This is a genomic window from Rubripirellula tenax, assembly GCF_007860125.1.
GTDB classification, from domain to species: domain Bacteria; phylum Planctomycetota; class Planctomycetia; order Pirellulales; family Pirellulaceae; genus Rubripirellula; species Rubripirellula tenax.
In genome coordinates this window covers 130,723-147,953 of sequence record NZ_SJPW01000003.1, presented here as the reverse complement: position 1 = coordinate 147,953, position 17,231 = coordinate 130,723, and the positions used below count along the sequence as shown (strand labels likewise).

General features: G+C 55.6%; 14 protein-coding genes, 1 pseudogene and 1 riboswitch. Of the genes and pseudogenes, 6 read left to right on the top strand and 9 right to left on the bottom strand.

The window, feature by feature from the left end; all coding sequences use genetic code 11:
* Positions 1–48: 48 nt before the first annotated feature.
* The 6 genes from cpaB to rnhA all read right to left on the bottom strand — a co-directional run bounded on the left by cpaB (position 49) and on the right by rnhA (position 8,379).
* Positions 49–1,125 (bottom strand): Flp pilus assembly protein CpaB, encoded by a 1,077-nt coding sequence (gene cpaB, locus Poly51_RS11480; protein ID WP_146457584.1) that lies wholly within the window; start codon positions 1,123–1,125, stop codon positions 49–51.
* Positions 1,126–1,394: 269 nt separating this feature from the next.
* Positions 1,395–1,958 (bottom strand): A24 family peptidase, encoded by a 564-nt coding sequence (locus Poly51_RS11475; RefSeq protein WP_146457583.1) that lies wholly within the window; start codon positions 1,956–1,958, stop codon positions 1,395–1,397.
* A 457-nt stretch (positions 1,959–2,415) separates the two neighbouring features.
* Positions 2,416–2,592, bottom strand: coding sequence for a Flp family type IVb pilin (locus tag Poly51_RS11470; protein WP_146458473.1), 177 nt, complete (start codon positions 2,590–2,592; stop codon positions 2,416–2,418).
* Between the two features lie 135 nt (positions 2,593–2,727).
* Positions 2,728–2,830, bottom strand: a riboswitch (cyclic di-GMP riboswitch).
* Between the two features lie 224 nt (positions 2,831–3,054).
* On the bottom strand, positions 3,055–5,073 hold the full coding sequence (locus tag Poly51_RS11465; RefSeq protein ID WP_146457581.1) for a thioredoxin domain-containing protein: 2,019 nt from the start codon (positions 5,071–5,073) through the stop codon (positions 3,055–3,057).
* 50 nt (positions 5,074–5,123) lie between these two features.
* Positions 5,124–7,709, bottom strand: a complete 2,586-nt coding sequence (locus tag Poly51_RS11460) for a DNA gyrase subunit B (protein WP_146457578.1) — start codon at positions 7,707–7,709, stop codon at positions 5,124–5,126.
* A 211-nt stretch (positions 7,710–7,920) separates the two neighbouring features.
* Positions 7,921–8,379: a ribonuclease HI gene (gene rnhA / locus Poly51_RS11455; protein ID WP_146457576.1), complete on the bottom strand. Its 459-nt coding sequence runs from the start codon at positions 8,377–8,379 to the stop codon at positions 7,921–7,923.
* Between the two features lie 78 nt (positions 8,380–8,457).
* Here rnhA and Poly51_RS11450 point away from each other — a divergent pair, with 78 nt between their 5' ends.
* The 4 genes from Poly51_RS11450 (at position 8,458) to Poly51_RS11435 (ending at position 12,081) form a co-directional block, all read left to right on the top strand.
* The gene (locus Poly51_RS11450) at positions 8,458–8,928 is read left to right on the top strand and encodes a hypothetical protein (protein WP_146457574.1); all 471 of its coding nucleotides are present in this window, start codon (positions 8,458–8,460) and stop codon (positions 8,926–8,928) included.
* Between the two features lie 9 nt (positions 8,929–8,937).
* Positions 8,938–9,729, top strand: coding sequence for an Fpg/Nei family DNA glycosylase (locus tag Poly51_RS11445; RefSeq protein ID WP_146457571.1), 792 nt, complete (start codon positions 8,938–8,940; stop codon positions 9,727–9,729).
* Positions 9,730–9,790: 61 nt separating this feature from the next.
* Complete coding sequence (locus tag Poly51_RS11440; RefSeq protein ID WP_146457569.1) at positions 9,791–10,879, top strand: DinB family protein; 1,089 nt, start codon at positions 9,791–9,793, stop codon at positions 10,877–10,879.
* Positions 10,880–10,938: 59 nt separating this feature from the next.
* On the top strand, positions 10,939–12,081 hold the full coding sequence (locus Poly51_RS11435; protein ID WP_146457566.1) for a hypothetical protein: 1,143 nt from the start codon (positions 10,939–10,941) through the stop codon (positions 12,079–12,081).
* 59 nt (positions 12,082–12,140) lie between these two features.
* Here Poly51_RS11435 and Poly51_RS11430 read toward each other — a convergent pair whose 3' ends face one another.
* The 3 genes from Poly51_RS11430 to Poly51_RS11420 form a co-directional block, all read right to left on the bottom strand.
* Positions 12,141–13,457, bottom strand: a complete 1,317-nt coding sequence (locus Poly51_RS11430; protein WP_146457564.1) for a hypothetical protein — start codon at positions 13,455–13,457, stop codon at positions 12,141–12,143.
* Between the two features lie 136 nt (positions 13,458–13,593).
* Positions 13,594–14,157, bottom strand: a complete 564-nt coding sequence (locus Poly51_RS11425; protein ID WP_146457561.1) for a hypothetical protein — start codon at positions 14,155–14,157, stop codon at positions 13,594–13,596.
* Between the two features lie 412 nt (positions 14,158–14,569).
* Positions 14,570–15,424 (bottom strand): endonuclease/exonuclease/phosphatase family protein, encoded by an 855-nt coding sequence (locus Poly51_RS11420; protein ID WP_146457559.1) that lies wholly within the window; start codon positions 15,422–15,424, stop codon positions 14,570–14,572.
* Positions 15,425–15,568: 144 nt separating this feature from the next.
* On the opposite strand from Poly51_RS11420, the pseudogene Poly51_RS31680 reads away from it, so the two are divergent.
* Together Poly51_RS31680 and Poly51_RS31000 are read left to right on the top strand one after the other, a co-directional pair.
* Positions 15,569–15,727 (top strand): annotated as a pseudogene (locus tag Poly51_RS31680) (BPL-N domain-containing protein); the annotation flags it as partial.
* A gap of 39 nt (positions 15,728–15,766) precedes the next feature.
* Positions 15,767–17,074 carry a serine hydrolase domain-containing protein gene (locus Poly51_RS31000; protein ID WP_146457557.1) on the top strand — a complete coding sequence of 436 codons (1,308 nt, stop codon included), beginning with the start codon at positions 15,767–15,769 and terminating at the stop codon, positions 17,072–17,074.
* The last annotated feature ends 157 nt before the right edge of the window (positions 17,075–17,231 follow it).

Below are 17,231 nucleotides of genomic sequence, written 5' to 3'. Positions count from 1 at the left end.
GGCTAAGTCGTCGTATTTCGTGGTGACAGCGTCGCCACAAGCTGTCAGCTACTCGCTGGCCGATCCACGTCCGCCCGGAGGCGATGTCGATTGATAGAGCGGGCTGTTTTCACCAGTCAAGTAGCTGTAATCTTCATCAGCATCTTTGTCTTCGGGCGTCGTCGCTGCGGGCGGCGCGTTCTCGGTCATGGATTCAGATGGCGAATCACTCTCACCACCGACTTCACCGATCCGCACGGGCAACTTACCAGGCACGATCCAGTATTCCGTCATCCGACCTTCGGTCATCTTGAACATCGAGAAACCGTTTTCATCGCGTTTCTTTGTGTCGTTAGCGACCGGTTTCACTTGACGTGAAGAAGCGAGTTCGCGGCGTTCACGTTCTTTAGCAAGAGCTTTCTCTCGCTCGGATTCTTCCTGAGCGACGCGATGATCTTCCAGCCAGGTCAAAAATTCGCGACCGGCTTGGTTGGATCCATCCTCGTTGCTGTAGTCTGCGTCACTCCCCAAGCTCAATCGCACGTTCCCCAGCTCTTGGGCGTATTGCCAAGCGTCGGTGTCCTTTTCGTGGATCAGCAATTGGATGTTACGCAGATTTTTTGACTTGTCTTCGCCTGCCCGGCGTTCGGTGTCACCATCAAGAGCGTAAACGCGAACGCCCATCAAGACGGTCTTGCTCATGCTTTGAGGAATCAGGTCGCTCTTGGTGAAGTATGCCAGCACATCGACGCGATCACCCGGTTGAATTAGGTTGGCAATCGTCACGTCCGCAGCCTTCAACGCCACCACACGGTAGCCTTTGGGGACGGTCGTCCAATTCTCGTCCATAAGTTTCACGGGCATGATTGCCTCGCCGACGTAAAAACGTTGCTTGGCGTATTTGCCCTTCAATGATTCAAAGTCACCTGACGAACCCTGGGGGATCCGATCGGTGGGCCACTGCTCCAAACGAATCCGTTCGGGCGTGATTTCTTCGCCAATGTCAATTGCGGCTGTGGCAACGAAAATCTCCGTTGTGCTGCCGCCACCCTGGCCGTTGGCCTGCGCTTTGAGCCATTGATTCGCCATGACGGTGGCAACGGTGCCGCACACCAGAGCGATCAGTAGGTAAAGTGATTTTCGCATGGGAACTTTTGGGTCGTTGTGACACGGGCCGCACTGAACCTACAACGCATTCCAAAACGTGGAAACGAATTCGGCTAAGAGGGTGTTTCGGTACAAGAGCGTATGCCGCTGCAACCCATACGATCGGCGATGCATCACCGATACGACCGGCTCGCATGACTCAATTGGTTTCAGCGACTCAGTCGTTACAAATTGACAACGGCCGTGCGAGGAAGCCCCGCTCGGCCGATGCCTTGATTTACTTGTTTCACGATTGGACGTGCACGCGATTACACCAGCATGCCTGCCAGAGCGAAGTACGCGATCGATCCAATGGCCATCGGAATTCCGTAGGGCAGCAAGTACATGGTCGGCTTACGTTCGCGGGCGATGGCGGCGAGCGCGGCAGGTTTACGAACGGTCTTCCATTCATGGATGATTCTGTGAGCCATGGCAAAGTGCTTTTCCCATTCGCCGCTTCTCCAAATCATGACTGCTGCCATGATTCCACCGACGATGGCTGTCGCGGCGAATGCGTAAAGAGTGACGACTGCACCCAACCAAGCACCGACGCCGGCGAGCAGTTTCACGTCGCCAGCACCCATACCGCCGCGGTTGCGAAGCAACAGCAGGCACATCGTTCCGACAACGGTACCGAGCAGGCTGTACATCAGCCCCTGCATTCCAATGCCGCCCTGAATCGTCCAGTGGACCCAGCCCATCATGATGAATGGGAAAGTCAACCAGTTAGGTACTTTCAGAATCTTGCCATCAATGACAGCGGCGACCACCAATACGATGGTGACGAACCAGACGGTCCAGTTTTCGGCGATGCCGGCGAATAAGGTGGTCATATTGTTTCCCCGTGAAGGATGTTGCGTGCGTGCGTTTTTTGTCTCGGCCGATTCGAACCGCGGCAATCGCAATGCGATCGCGTCGGAAACGTTCGGAGGGCTCCGCCGGTGGCGAGACAGCCAAGGTGGGTGGGTTACTAACGTGGGCCGATCATCCAACTGAACATCGCGAACAGTAACGTCACGAGACAGCAAGACAGTTGCCAGGCGTAAGCCGCAGCATCAGCCGGTAGCAATGGATAGTTCATGATCAGGGTTCTCCCGCAGTGGATCGGATGCGGGCCGTGTGACGCGGGCGCGTCCGGTTGGCTGTTTCAAGTTTCGGTTCGGGCGAAGGGTTGCTTCGTTCCGACCTCAACGAAAAGCATCCCGGCGCGGCGGTGAGGGCCGATGAAAGCCCACACCGCGTCGCGACGAGATATCTTTTTGGTCCGCCGAAAGAATCGACGGCAATCAACTAGTTGCCGATTGCGTTACCGACTTCGGTGAACTTGGCTTCTGCGTTGGTACCGATGGTACCGACAGCAGCCAAGCAAACGACGACGATCAATGCCAACATAACCGCATACTCAACAGCGGTCGGGCCATCTTCTTCCTTCAGGAAGTTAACAATGCTTTGCGTGAAGTTCTTCATGTCAAATATCTCGCGAGGTGAGAGCATGTTGGGTAAGCAACATGCGACGACGACTTTCAGGAACGACTCAAAGTGAATCGTTTCCGTTAGGGAGCAGCCCGTCTTCCGACTTTCGTCTGACATGCCTTGGTAACCCTTGGCAGCCCGGCTTTCCTGGGGTGAAACGTGATTGCTCACATCCATCCACGGATCCGTAGCTTTGCGTGCCGACCTCTCGGGCGGTTTGCCTTTGTCATGGAAAGCAAGGCTGACCGAAGTTCGCAAACCACTATTCAGTGACTCGTTTCGCCTCGGCAGCAGATCGAACACCGATCCGCTCACTTCTACTGGAAACCTATGACACGAATCGCGTCTGTCAAAATACTCTGGCGTGGGAAACCTTAACGCTTTGCTAGAAATCGCCGGTCGTAACGGATGTGACGTCTACGACTGTCAGGTCTGGTCGATCCGACCCCACTTGGACTACTGAAGTGCTCGATCGAGCGCGTCATTCGTTAGCGGTGGATCACATTGATGACCCATGCATCGATAAAGAGTCGTCTGGCCATCGATCGGACCACGCCCAGCATTGATCGCGACAACGGGTCCCGACTCCGGCGACTCGCCGACTACCCAAGAGATCGTCGCCCGGGGACGAAAGCGTTTCAGAAACTTCGTCCGCGCTAATTGCATCGCTTGCATATCGGGAACTGCAAGCACCCATTGTTCGGATTGGCCGTGATGTAGGTCCAGTACCGAAATCAGCCCCCCGCAAGCCGCGGCTTGCTTGTCCAGAACTTCCCCGCCCGCGGTCAGCGTTCGCTCGGCCGCCAAACGAAAGTCGTCGCGATCACACAGTCGCGACAATTGCAACAACGTGTGTGCCGCCGATGCGTTTCCGCTGATCAACGATCCGTCATGCCAGTCCTTTGTCTTGGCGATCAGTGCTTCGCCAACATCAGCCGAGTAATAAAATCCGCCCCGATCGGAGTCCTCGAAATGGGCCAGCATCGTGTCCGCCAACTTGGTCGCCCGCGCGATCCAGCGTGCGCGTCCGGTTGCCTCGAACAACGCGATGAACGCCGCAATCGTATAAGCGTAATCATCGACATAACCTTCAAGATGTGGCTGGCCGTCACGATACGCGTGCAGCAGTCGCTGATTGGGCTGAAGCATCGTCGACAACACGAATTTCGCCGAACGCTCAGCGGCTTCGATGTAACGCGGCTCATTCAATACCGCGCCGGCAATGGCAAGTGATTTGATCGCCAGCGAGTTCCAGGCGGTGATGACTTTATCATCGCGACTGGGGTGGACCCGCCCGTCGCGTACTTGCCGAAGCCGTTCTCGATCCTCGGCTAGCTCCGCCGCCAGTTCTGCATTGCCGACGGAAAATTTCAAATGGGCGATCGACTTGCCTTCGAAATTGCCGTCCGATGTGATGTCGTAGACTTCACAGAACCGTCGGCCCCGTACTTCGCCGAGTGCTTGTATGACTTCATCGGGTGTCCAGACATAATATTTGCCCTCGATGCCTTCGCTGTCAGCATCCTCGCTGCAATGGAACCCGCCGGCGTCGTCCACCATTTCGCGGCAAAGATAGTCAAGCGTCTGTTTGGCGACGTCGGCGTGTCTTTCGTTCCCCGTGACTTGATAGGCGCGGACATAGACTTCAGCTAACAGGGCGTTGTCGTACAGCATCTTTTCAAAGTGTGGCACCAACCAACGCCCGTCGACGCTGTACCGGGCGAACCCGCCGCCGATGTGATCGTGGATGCCTCCGCACGCCATCTTGTCGAGCGTCCATTCGGCGGCGTGAATCAATCGCTCGTCGCCGCTGACGGCGGCCCGCCGAAGCAGCAAGTCCAAGTCCGTGGCATGAGGAAACTTGGGCGCGCTGCCAAACCCGCCTTCTTGGTCGTCAAAGCGATCGAGCAAGTCATCGACGGCTTGGTCAACCAAACACGCATCCGGTATCGCCGACGTAACTTCGGAGGTGCCCGTCGCCAATCCAATCATCGCATCGTTCATTTGGTCGGCGTGCTGATTGACTTCGTCACGGCGTTCATTCCAAGCGGCCGCGATCGCGTCGAGCACTTGTCCGAATCCGGGCATGCCCTGTCGCGACGTGGGCGGCCAATACGTACCAGCGTAGAACGGTTGGCGAACGTGATTCAAAAACACGCTCATTGGCCAACCGCCGCGCCCGGTCATCAACTGGACCGCACTCATGTAAACGTGGTCGACGTCCGGTCGTTCTTCGCGATCAACTTTGACGCAAACGAAATAGTCATTCAAAAATTTGGCGATCGCCGTATTCTCAAAACTCTCGCGTTCCATCACATGACACCAATGGCACGCCGCATACCCGATCGATAAAAAGACCGGTCGGTCCGTGGACCGCGCCAACTCAAACGCCTCGTCGCCCCACGGGAACCAATCCACCGGATTGGTTTGGTGTTGAAGCAGATAAGGCGAGAGCGATTCAGCGAGTCGATTCATGGCCGCCAATCATTCCTATCGCCCGGTACCGGTCGCCTGGTATCGAGGTTCTAAACGTCCAGGTTTCGTACATCCAGCGCGTGAGTTTCGATGAACTCGCGACGTGGCTCGACCTTGTCGCCCATCAGCAATCGAAACATTTCGTCGGCGGCACCGGCGTCGGTTAAGTTGACCTTCAACAGTGTTCGGTTGGCCGGGTCCAGGGTTGTTTCGCGAAGCTCTTCCGCGTTCATTTCACCCAGCCCCTTAAAGCGAGTCACTTGCAGTCCTTTTTCGCCGGCTGCGCGAACTTCGGGCAGCAGCCCGCGAAGATCTTCCATGGGACGCCGGATGTCTTCGCCGCGTACCAATTCGAACCGCGCGGTTGTCGATCCCGTTCGCTCGATCGGAATCAGATCGTCGACGCTGAAGCCGAGAGTTTGCAGATCCTTCAGGCCGCTGTTGATCGTTCGGACCTCGTGCAATTCGGTCAGGTGGGCCAAGTTGTCCGGTGGCGTTTTGATCTTGGGTTCGGCCGGAGTCGCCGTTGTGTCGTCGGTGATCTCCAGCTCGTCGTCGTCGTCTTCTTCGATGTCGAGAGTCAAGTTTCGCTGGTTCAAGAATTCTTCAACCGCGTCCTGGGTCATGAACCAATTTTCTTCGTTACCGTGGGTCACCAGCAGGGAAGGCAGCTTCTCGGCAACGGGATCGTAACGCATGGCGTGGCTTCGCAAGCTGATGCCACGTTGTTCCAGCGCGACGACGGCGTCTTCCATTGCGGCCAGCGACGTACATAGCGCACGCATTTGGTCGCCTTCGACACGCCGACCGTCTTCCGCTTCAAAGATCGTGTCATTCAAACCGCGTTCGAGCAACTGAGTCTTCATCTCGCCATCGGTTTGGATGTAGTACCGTTTCTTGCCGTGTTGGACACGAAACAATGGCGGCTGGGCAACATAGACGTGACCCCGCGCAACCAACTCGTACATCTGTCGATAAAAGAAGCACAACAGCAGCGTCCGAATGTGGCTGCCATCGACGTCGGCGTCGGTCATGATGACGATCTTGTCATACCGACGTTTGGTCAAGTCTTGATCGGCGCCGATGCCGGTGCCAATCGCTTGGATCATCGATTGGACTTCGGTGTTCTCCAGCACCTTCGCTTCGCGAGATTTGTAAGCGTTGATAATCTTTCCGCGAAGCGGAAGAATCGCCTGATACTCTCGCATCCGTCCGCCCTCGGCCGATCCACCGGCCGAATCACCTTCCACCAAGTACAGTTCGCACTCGTCCCGATTCTTGCTGATGCAATCGCGAAGTTTGCCCGGCAAGCCGCCGCCGGACAACGCATCTTTGCGTTTGCGAAGCAAGTCTTTGGCCTTGCGAGCAGCCTCGCGTGCTTCCGCCGCCAACATGCCCTTGCGAACAATCGTGACCGCGACGCGAGGATTCTCTTCCATGTACTTGGAAAGCTGTTCGCCCACCGCACCGCTGATGATGCCGTCGACGTAACTGTTACCGAGTTTGGTTTTCGTCTGGCCTTCGAATTGCGGCTCGGGCACACGAACACTGATGACGGCGGTGATGCCTTCCCGGAAATCGTCGCCCGCCGGCGCGACGCCTTTGAACAGATTCTCTTTCTTGCCATAGTTGTTCAGCGTCCGCGTCAAACCACTGCGGAAACCCGATTCGTGGGTTCCGCCCTCCGTGGTGTGAATATTGTTGACGTAGGACTGGACGTTCTCGGTGTATTCGGTCGTGTACTGCAGCGCCATGTCGTACTGGACGCCATCCTTTTCACCGACGATGCGGATCACGTCGGCGTGAACTGGGTCGCTGGCTCGGTTGAGGTGTTCGACGAATTCGACGATGCCCCGTTCGTATTTGAAGTCGCCGCCCTCGCCGTTTCGCTCGTCCAAGTACTTGATATGCACGCCCGAATTCAAGAACGCCAATTCTTGCAATCGTTTGTACAGCGTGTCGTAGCTGTACTTGGTGGTGCTAAAGATCTGGCCGTCCGCTTTGAACGTCACCTTGGTTCCGGTCTTCTTGGTGACACGACCCTTGGTGACGGGCGTTGTCGGTATGCCGCGTTCGTATTCCTGAGTCCACGTGAACCCTTCGCGACTGACTTCGACGTTGGCCCATTGGCTCAAAAAGTTCACCACCGTGACACCGACGCCGTGCAAACCGCCGGACGTTTGATAGGCACCCTTCTTGAATTTTCCGCCGAACTTCAAGACCGTCATCACGCCTTCGAGCGTGGTGACTTCGCGGTCGAGTTCTTCGGACAATTGATCGTGGCGGTCGATCGGGATCCCGCGACCGTCGTCCTCGACCGTGACGCTGCCGTCGGTGTGGACGACGACGCTGACCGACTTGGCAAAGCCCGCCATCGCTTCATCGATCGAGTTGTCAACGACTTCGTAGACCAGGTGGTGAAGGCCCCGATTGCTGGCGTCGCCGATGTACATACTGGGCCGTTCGCGGACGTGTTCAAGGTCCGAGAGGTGTTGAAGGTCCTTGCCCTCATACTCTTTGTTGGCCGCCGGGATGGTCGACGCCTGGGTGGTGGATGCCGAGCTCGCGTTGGTCGCGGGCTGGTTCTCTTCCGATGCACTTTCGTCGGGGGTGTCTGCGGTGGGGGCGTCGCTCATGAAAGCCTGCAAAAAGACGAAGAAAAAGGACGTGAGCACACCAATGTGCGAACCCCGGGATTATAGCGTTTTTTCGCCCCGAACGCAGTGGGTCTGGTCCAGCTGCGGAGCAGCGACGGATGGTAGCCTGGAGTGAATCCACACGAGCATCAGCGAGTTGGATGGAACCCCAGGATTTGGCCGATTCATCATCGCGGTGCCGAAGCCGCGACTAACGCTTCGGTAGATAGCGCTGATATGCGGCAACAGCCAGGACATCGCAGCGTTCGTTTTCCAGGTGGCCGGCGTGCCCTTTGACGTGCTCGTAGCTGATTTGGTGCGTCTGCATCAACGCGTCGAGTTGTTTCCAAAGTTCGACGTTCTTGACTTCCGCCAACTTGCTGCCCTCTTTCCGTTTCCAGCCGCGCGACTTCCACCCGGCCATCCACGACTTCATGCCCTGCAACACATAGGTGCTGTCGGCGTACAGCGTCACTTCGCAAGGCTCTTTCAGCACCTTCAGTCCGCGAATCACTGCCGTCAACTCCATCTTATTATTCGTCGATTCGGGTTCGCCGTCGGAACGCTCTAGCTCCTTGCCGCTCTTGTCGCATCGCAAGATAAACGCCCAGCCACCCGGTCCAGGGTTTCCGCTGCAGGCACCGTCGGTGTAAAGGCTGACTTTCTTCATGGCCGAAAGTTACCGCAGATGACAATGCGTTACAATTCATGGCAGACGCATGAACTCAATTTCTTTTGGAGCCGTCGCATGTTCAATCGAATCATCGCCGCCACCGCAATGCTACTGATTACGATCCCGATCGCCGTCGCCCAGACCACCGGCGGAATCAGTGGGCCGTTTGGTTCGCTGAATTTCACGTTCGGTCAAAGCAGCAGCCAATCGATCGTTGGGACCTCTCCGTCGCTGACCACATTAGATGGTTATCCGGGTTCGTTCATGTCGGGGACCATTCGCCCATTCGTCGTCGGATTGACGCCGGTTGTCGGCAACTATCCGGTGTTGATTGATCGTTCCGTCGAAGCGACGCGGAACGAGTTGACAAAGTTGTACCGTTCGCAAGCAGCGCTCGCGGACAAACGATTGATCGGTTACCTGCAACGAGGCGAACAAGCCGAAGCCGCCGGTAACATGCGAATGGCGAAGGCGAACTATCGTCGTGCGATTCGTCTGGCGAGCGAGCCGCTGAGGTCCGAACTGATGTCGCGTTTGAGAAAGTAGATCGCCAACATGCCCGAAGGTCACAAGACTCACTTCATCGCCCGACGTCACTCGGCGATGTTCGCCGGGCAGACGCTGAAAGTCACCAGCCCACAAGGCCGTTTCACAGCCGATGCGAAAAAGGTTTCTGGACGGACGCTCGAATCTGTCGAAGCCGCGGGTAAACGGATCTTCTACGCTTTTGAAGGCGGTCGCATCGTCCACATCCACCTGGGGCGCTACGGAAAGTTTCGCGAGCTCTCTTCGCCGCCGCCACTCCCGATCGGGCAAGTCCGAATCCGAATGGTGGGCGATCGCGAGTCAATCGACTTGAACGGGCCGACGACGTGCCAATTGATCAACAACGAACAACGCGATCGATTGGTCGCGGCGCTCGGTCCCGATCCGTTGGCCGGAGGCAAAAAATCGGAAGTATGGAAAAACGTCTCGCAAAGCGGCAAGCCCATCGCAGGCTTGCTGTTGGACCAGTCCGTCGTCGCCGGGGTTGGAAATATCTTTCGTGCCGAAGTTCTTTTTGAAACGCTGGTCGACCCCACGACGCCGGGTGACGAGTTATCCGAATCAGCCTTCGACGCCGTCTGGTCATCGCTGACGAAGATGATGAAAACGGGATTGAAGTACGGAAAGATCATCAGCGTGACGGCCAAGGAAGCTGGAAAGCCATTGAAAGATCTCGAAAACAAAGATCGATTTCGTATTTACGGAAAGCCGCGATGTCCGCGATGTGACAACGCGATTGATGCGATCGAGATCGCCAGCCGCAGATTGTATTTATGTTCGCGATGTCAAACACGCTCTTGAGTGTTGGGCTCCGCGGATATCTTCACCACCTTGTCTCTCCTGAGCCGTCAAAGGTTTCGCCATGCTTCGACCGTTTCTTCTGTTTGCGTTGATCGCGTCCATGCTCTTTGTCGACGTTGTCGCCTTGGGCGGCGAACCGATGGCGATCCGTCGATGGCCAGACGGTAAGTTGACCGTCGAAACGTTCGCAGGCCAAGAGATCACGTTCAAAACTGACGGAGCCTGGCAGATCACCGATCCCGGCGATGCATCGGATACCGGCCATGATTCGCTCAAAGTCGAGACGGTCACTCTCGGCGACGACTCGGTTGGTGCCGCCCACATCGAAGCATTGGGTGTTCATGCGATCATTGTCTCCGGTGCATCGCTTAGCCGGAATTGGAATGCCGAATTGCCGGAATCGTTGGCCGCTGATGTTTTGGTCATTGGTGGTGAAGACGTCGATCGGCTCAAGACGCCGCAAGTGAAACGACTGATCGAGAAACTCGATCCGCCGCGAATTCTGTTGAGCGGTCTGGATCCCGACAGTGACACGTTCGCCGAAGTGGCAAAGTGGATGCTTGGCGAAGATCAGACTCGTCACGTCACGCACAACACCATCGCCGTGGGATCAAGCCATTCTGATCCGATCGAGCGAGAGATCATTGCGTTGACGGACACGGCCTGGGAAATGCCCGACGACGTAGACGAACTTTTCACGGCAATGGAGAAGTCTTGCGAAGCGTCTCAGAAGGTGTTCGCAGAATTGACTGTCCAGCAAATGAATTTCAAGCCGGCCAACGGAACCCATACGCCTCGCTGGAATGCCGAACACATGGTGGGCCGGCAACTGCAATTTTTCTCCCAGATCTATCACGCCATCGATCCGGCGGTTCCGGTCATGGATTTCAATCCCAAGCAAATGCCGCCGGACTACGACGCGGCGCACCCGGACTGGTCGGGCGCCGACGAGGCTCGCCGGATGAGCCACGTCAGCGATTTTTGTCGTCGGTTCGCCTACCTGCTCGATGGCATCAAACCGAACGAAAAGGCGCCCGGAAGTCGCTGGCCCACACTCGGGGCGCTACTCAAACAAATGGATCGTCACTACGACGAACACACTGCCAATACGGTCAAAAAATTCGACCTGCCGAATTGGCCAGGCAAATGATCGTCTTCGAACGCCTCGCACACTCACGCCAAAGGCTCCCGGACCCATAGGAAACAAGGATGGCGGGAAAAATCTACTTGCTCAGCGGCGACTCGGACTTGATCGCGATGGAGGAAGCTCCCTACGACTCCGAAAAACTGCTCCAGGAAATGCTGGTCAAACACCCGGACCTGTTGGCAGGCGACCAGATCAACAGCGAGGATCCTCGACGATGGTTGCTGGTGACACGTGAAATGTCGGTGCCGGGCGAAGAGGGTAGCAATGGACGCTGGTCACTCGATCATCTGTTCTTGGACCAAGACGCCGTGCCAACGTTGGTGGAGGTGAAGCGAAGCAGCGATACCCGGATACGTCGCGAAGTGATCGGACAGATGCTCGACTATGCCGCCAACGCTGTTGTTTACTGGCCGGTCGAAGAGGTGCGTGCCAAGTTTCAGGCCCGCTGCGAAGAGGATAGTCAGAGAGCAGACGCTGCGATGACGACACTATTGGGCGCCGATTGTGACGTCGACGAATTTTGGCAGCGAGTGAAGACGAACCTGCAAGCCGGAAGAATTCGCATGGTTTTTCTGGCTGATGCTATTCCCGCTGAACTGCGCCGCGTTGTCGAGTTTCTGAACGAACAGATGGACCCGGCCGAAGTGATTGCGATCGAAGTCAAGCAGTTCATCGGTACGGGGGTTAAGACGCTGGTGCCACGCGTGATCGGTCAGTCCGAAACCGCTCGACAGAAGAAGTCGTCGGGCGGCGCGGCTAGGCAATGGGACGAGGCATCGTTCTTCGAAGCATTGCAAAGTCGCCGAGGAACACCAGAGTGTGAAGTCGCTCGCAAGTGCCTTGCTTGGGCGAACGCTCGCAAGCTGAGGATCTGGTGGGGCCAGGGGAAACACGATGGGTCGCTCATTCCGGTATACGACAACGACGTCGGAAAGAATTTCATTTTTTCGCTATGGACCTACGGCAAGGTCGAGCTGCAATTCCAGTACATGCGGACGCCACCGTTTGCCGAGCTGGCGATGCGACAGAAATTTGCGAGGCGTCTTTGCGAGATTGATGGAGTCGCCATTGCCGATGAGGCATTGACCCGCCGTCCAACATTCGGCCTGGAATTGCTGGTCGATCCCGAATCGCTCACAAAATTTTTGGCCGCATGCGATTGGGCGCTTGCTGAAATCGACAACGCGACAACGCGGCTCGGGTAAGGCTCGCCGGTGACTTACGATCTCCGATCAAGAGACGCCACGCTCGTCGTCGACGATTCCTATCGTTGCCAGCCTTCGATCTTGAAAATTCGTTCGGCGAGCTTGCGTTCCGGCTTGTTCGAATCCGGGCGGAACCAGACTTCGAAGCGGGCGGCATAAGGCTTTCCCCAGTCGCCTTCATAGATCGTGAACCCCGCCTTGGCACCGAAACTTTCTGCGGTCTCGGGTGACCAACTCATCCGAGTTTTCGATGCGCGTTCCAGTCGCTCCACCGACAATGGCGTTCCCTCAGTGACTTCGAACGCCTTCAAGTAAACCGATCCTGGCTCACCAGGATTGAGCGAATATGCCACTTCGTAAATTCCTGGCTGCATGCCCGTCAGCAATCGGAAGGGACGGCCATCTTTTCCCGCGAGGCGACTTGCCAAGTCACGCGACCTAGCCTGTGCTGCTGCCAAAGCGTCTTTTGGGCTCGTCAAAAAATCCGAAAACTCATCTTCCAAAAAAGCGACTGTGGCTTTCGTCATGCGCCGCTCGGGTTTGTCCGATTGCTCAAACACTTCCACCCACACACCGCCGCACTCAATCATGACCCGGCTCTCGTGCAGACTATTACCCAGGGTCATCTGCGGCTCCACTGAATCCTTTCCCTCCTGCACATGCTGCACCGAGTACCGACTCCATTGTTTGCGATCGAGGCACAGCAGGCAGCGGGTTTGAAACCGTGAGTCGCCACCAAATTCCGATATGTACCCGTGCAACGTGTCGCGTGGTTCTCCCCAAAAACTCCAACGGCGGGAAGCAAAGCGATTTCCTTGTTCAAGAAACACATGCCAGTCCGGAGACGCCTCGATATAGTTACCGAAAATGTTGGCGTGATCTGTCGACGCTTTGCGCAGCGACGGCATGTCAGCAGTAAACTCGGTCGAATCATTGCCCGAAGCACGCATAGCCATGCGGACTCTGTCTTGAAATTTGTCGCTTCCCTCGAGTGTGTCGTCACGCAAAGCATATCCGCCCCAAGTATCACCCGCATCCGGTTCGGCAATCTCAATGCCTTCAGGGATCGTCAGGTTGTCGGCAAAACCGTCTTCGCTAGGGCCAAACATGGATGAAAACATCAGAACGCCAAATGCGAAGACGGTAGCCACGCCACACCCAACAACCGAAATAAGACTGATGCCCCCGAGTTGCCAGCGTTTGCAGATCAGGTGCCACAAAGATGCTGCGATGATCCCGACAAACGCGAGTCCCCCAGCGCAAAACAGCACATTGGCCAGCAACTCGAATCGCGACACTGCCGCGATTGTGAACGCGACAAGAAGAACGATGTACGCGAGTGCGGGCAACCACCCACTGTTGAGATATCGTGTCACTAGCCTCTTCATGATTCTCAATCGACCCTTTCACTTCACTGGACGGCAGCGACGACCGTGGCTTTAAGCCAACGTGACTTTGGCACTCCGGTGCATCGAATGGTTGTTCGGGCGCGTCTTTAGGACGATGGAAATGTTAAGCCAGCGAAGGAATGGCGAGCGGTGGGAACCGATCCGTTAGAAAGTTTGGAGCAAGTGTTGGCAGCGGCGTGAAATCGTTGGCGGCTGTGTCTGAGCCAAATGCACACGATTTCTCCATGGGATAGTACTGATTGTAGTCGTCTCGCAAGCGATTGACTTTATCCAAGCCGGCAACATCAAGAAAGCGAAGCCAAGCAGTGTTGAATCGGCCAGCGGATTCTAGAAAAGCACGAAGTAGCTTTTTGTCGCTTGGAAGCAGCGAACCACCAGGAACATCCAAGTCGGGAAGTTCTGTCGCGAGTTTGTTGAAAACCAACTGGGAATCGCTGTCGATGAGAAGTGGTGCGAGGCGGTCCCAATCATCGCTGACACGTCGCCGAAGCGCTGTGAAATGACGCCGCGGCCACAACAGCATCTCAGCACGACGTATTTCGCAGCTTTTCAATAGAGCCGTTAAGGCAACTTCGGGAGCACGCGCTCTGGCGATGAATGCAGGCTCTTCACCCATCTCGGCGAGAATTTTGAGAAACTCAACGCGAGAGCCTTCGTGGTCGAACATGTGATTTCAACAGCAGCAATAGAGTTGGGATGACACGCGAGTCAGAGACAGGCATGATTCAGTCGGATATTGGTGGTCTTCGCTATCTTCACAGCGATCACTGCTTTCCAGTTGGGGGCCGTGACGTGTAAATCTGTTTGAAACTGAACTGTGTGGGTTTGAGGTCAACGCCATGATCAATCGCTGCATGCAGGTCGAAAACGCGTGCTGACCCTTGGAATGTGTGAATCGATTTGAGCGACTTGAATTGGACGTACGCTTGTTCCGCTTCCAACATTGACCGCCCTCCGTTCGGCCTGACGAATCCAACCGTGAACTGTCTTGGGCGAAACACGCAGCTACTTGGCGATCTCAGGTGGAGTCATGAATGGTTCAAGTGATTCCGCCACGGTTCCCGACCTCTCGTTGATTACTATTCAAACACTGCCAATTGCGGCAAGTGATCGCTCAACGCAAACGATTCCTTGTCGTTGATGTTCAGGCGGAACGCACCTTCAAACAACGGTCTCGATTCACTCACTCGTTCGGCAATTGGTCCAGCGGCCATGACGTAATCGATCCGCCACTTGGGAATATCAGACTTGATCGTGGGTCCTTCGCCTTTGTCTACCTTGGCAAATGTGTCCACCCACCCAGCGTTAATCCAAAGTTTGTACTCTTCCGTGTCGGGGCCGTGATTGAGATCGCCGATTAGAAGCATTGACCGCCCGGCATCGAGATCCGGTTTCATTGAATCGATCATCGCTCGGATCTCTCTCAGCCGAACCGTGGGATCGGCGGTAGGGTAAAGATGAGCGGAATGAACGATCCACGGATCGCCGTTGGATAGTTTGACCGTTGCCCGGCCCCAATGCCGGGTAAACAACTCTTTCGGTCTCTCGCTTCTCATTGGTGCGTTCTGATCCTCGATGATCTCAAATTTACTCAGCAGAGTTCCCGGCCAATTGCCGCCGCTGGGGAATCGAACGTGATTCATTCCCATCAGTTCTGCAACTTCTTTGGTCAGTTCCTCTCTGGGAGATTCTGAGAAGTTGATGATGTCGGGATCGTGCAGAGTCAATTCCATCGCCATTCGCTTTGCCATCTGGCCTTTGGCAACAGCTTGCTGGGCCAATTTGCGTTGATGTGGCCAGCCAGTGAGCTTGAAGATGTTGTAGGCAATCACTCGAAGCGGCTTTGGTTTTGATTCATCAGCGAACAAGTTGATGTTGGCTGCGGCAAGACTCGCCCCAACCGCTCCGCAAAACTCTCGTCGTGAAATTAGCATCGTGGTCTCCGGTGTTGTTATCGCCAATTCTATCCCGTCGTTGCTTGCTTCGATAGAATCGAGTCAACGGAGAACCCCATTGAGCCGAATCGAGTTGGAATCAGCCACCATGTCGAATTTCATCGCTGTCACGCTCTTTTTACTGTGTGCAATCGTGGGCGTGATAAATCGTGTTACCGCTCTCGGGGAGCTGTGACCGCGTTTGTCGACAATGGCGGTGGCTTTCTCGGCATCTGCGCTGGAAGCTATCTGGCGACGAACGATTACTCGTGGTCGTTGAATCTAATTGATGCCAGGGTTGTTGACCGAAGGCATTGGGCGCGTGGCAAAGGAACGGTCGAATTGCAGTTGTCTCCAGAAGGTTCTTCGTTCTTTGGCCACATCGGTGAAACAACAGACATCTACTACGGTCATGGGTCGTTACTGGGGCGTCGCGAATGGGACGATAAAAACGTGCCGGACTATCAAAGTCTGGCCATCTACAAAACGGAAATTGCCGAAAACGGTGCGCCAGAGGGCGTGATGCCGGGGACGTCGGCGATTGTGCGTGCGGAGTATGGTGACGGGCGAGTCTTCTGTTTCTCGTCACATCCGGAAATGGCCGACGGCAAAGAATTCATGATCGGCTATGCTGTTCATTGGCTGGCCGATACCAAAGACCCCGAAGCGATTGAACTCGACGGCATTGGCGATGTCATTCGACGAACCATTCCCACCGAAGCCGTTGGCGGAATCGGCGTGCTCGTGACGCAAAACGGTGTCGTCCAGCATCAAAAAGGCTACGGCTTTGTCAAAGGGCCACGCGTCACTTCACGCACTCCTCTCAGACTGGCATCGGTCACGAAACAATACGCTGCATTGTGCGCGGCGATGTTGATCGAAGAAGGTCGACTGGACATGGACGCGAAGGTGTCGCATTACCTTCCCAACCTGGACCTGCCAGTCAAAGGTCGCGAGCTTTATGTGAAAGACTTGATGTGGCACACAAGTGGCCTCGCAAACTTCATCGAGAAAAAAGAACAGGCAGCGATCGTGAAGTTCAGAGAGGAACGCGGTCTGCCTCACCTGACCAATGAAATTCATGCCGAGTGGCTGGCGACGATGGATCTGCGTCGTGCCCCCGGAATCGAATACGAGTACACGAATTCCGGCTACGTCCTGCTGACCAGAATCATCGAAGTGATCGTCGGTGAGCCGTTTCATCAATTTCAGCAACGCCGGATTTTCGACGTATTGGAACTGACCGGCACGACAGACAGCCATCGCTTCAATGGTTCGGGAAACATGGTCACCACGCTTGTTGATTACGCAAAATGGGACAAGGCCCTTTGGCAAAAGGATCCTCGGCTGCTTTCGAAAAACGGCTACAACTTGCTTTTCACGCAAGGCACGTTCGACAACGGTGAGCCGGTTGAGCACGGATTTGGCTGGCAGGTGCGACACGAGAATGGAAAGTCAGTGATGGCGGAACATGGCGGCGGAGGTAGCGGAACAACCGCCGCTCGGAACTGGATTCGACGCCACTTCGAAGACGGAACCACAGTCGCCTTTTTTGCTCACGAGCATCCACAGCTGAACACTGAAGCTCGGATGAAACTTTCCAGCGAACTGTATGAAGCTGTCCTAAAATCTCGTTCGGCCACAGAGTAAATGACAAGCGAATGCAAACCACGACGAATCCATCACGAAAATCACGACCCGTTTTCCTCGCAGATTCATGCGTCGGCGGAATGCCCGTCTTGAAGTCTCTTTGGAATGCCGGAGTTGCACGCAATACGACCTTCATGGCGGACTATGCTGTCAACCC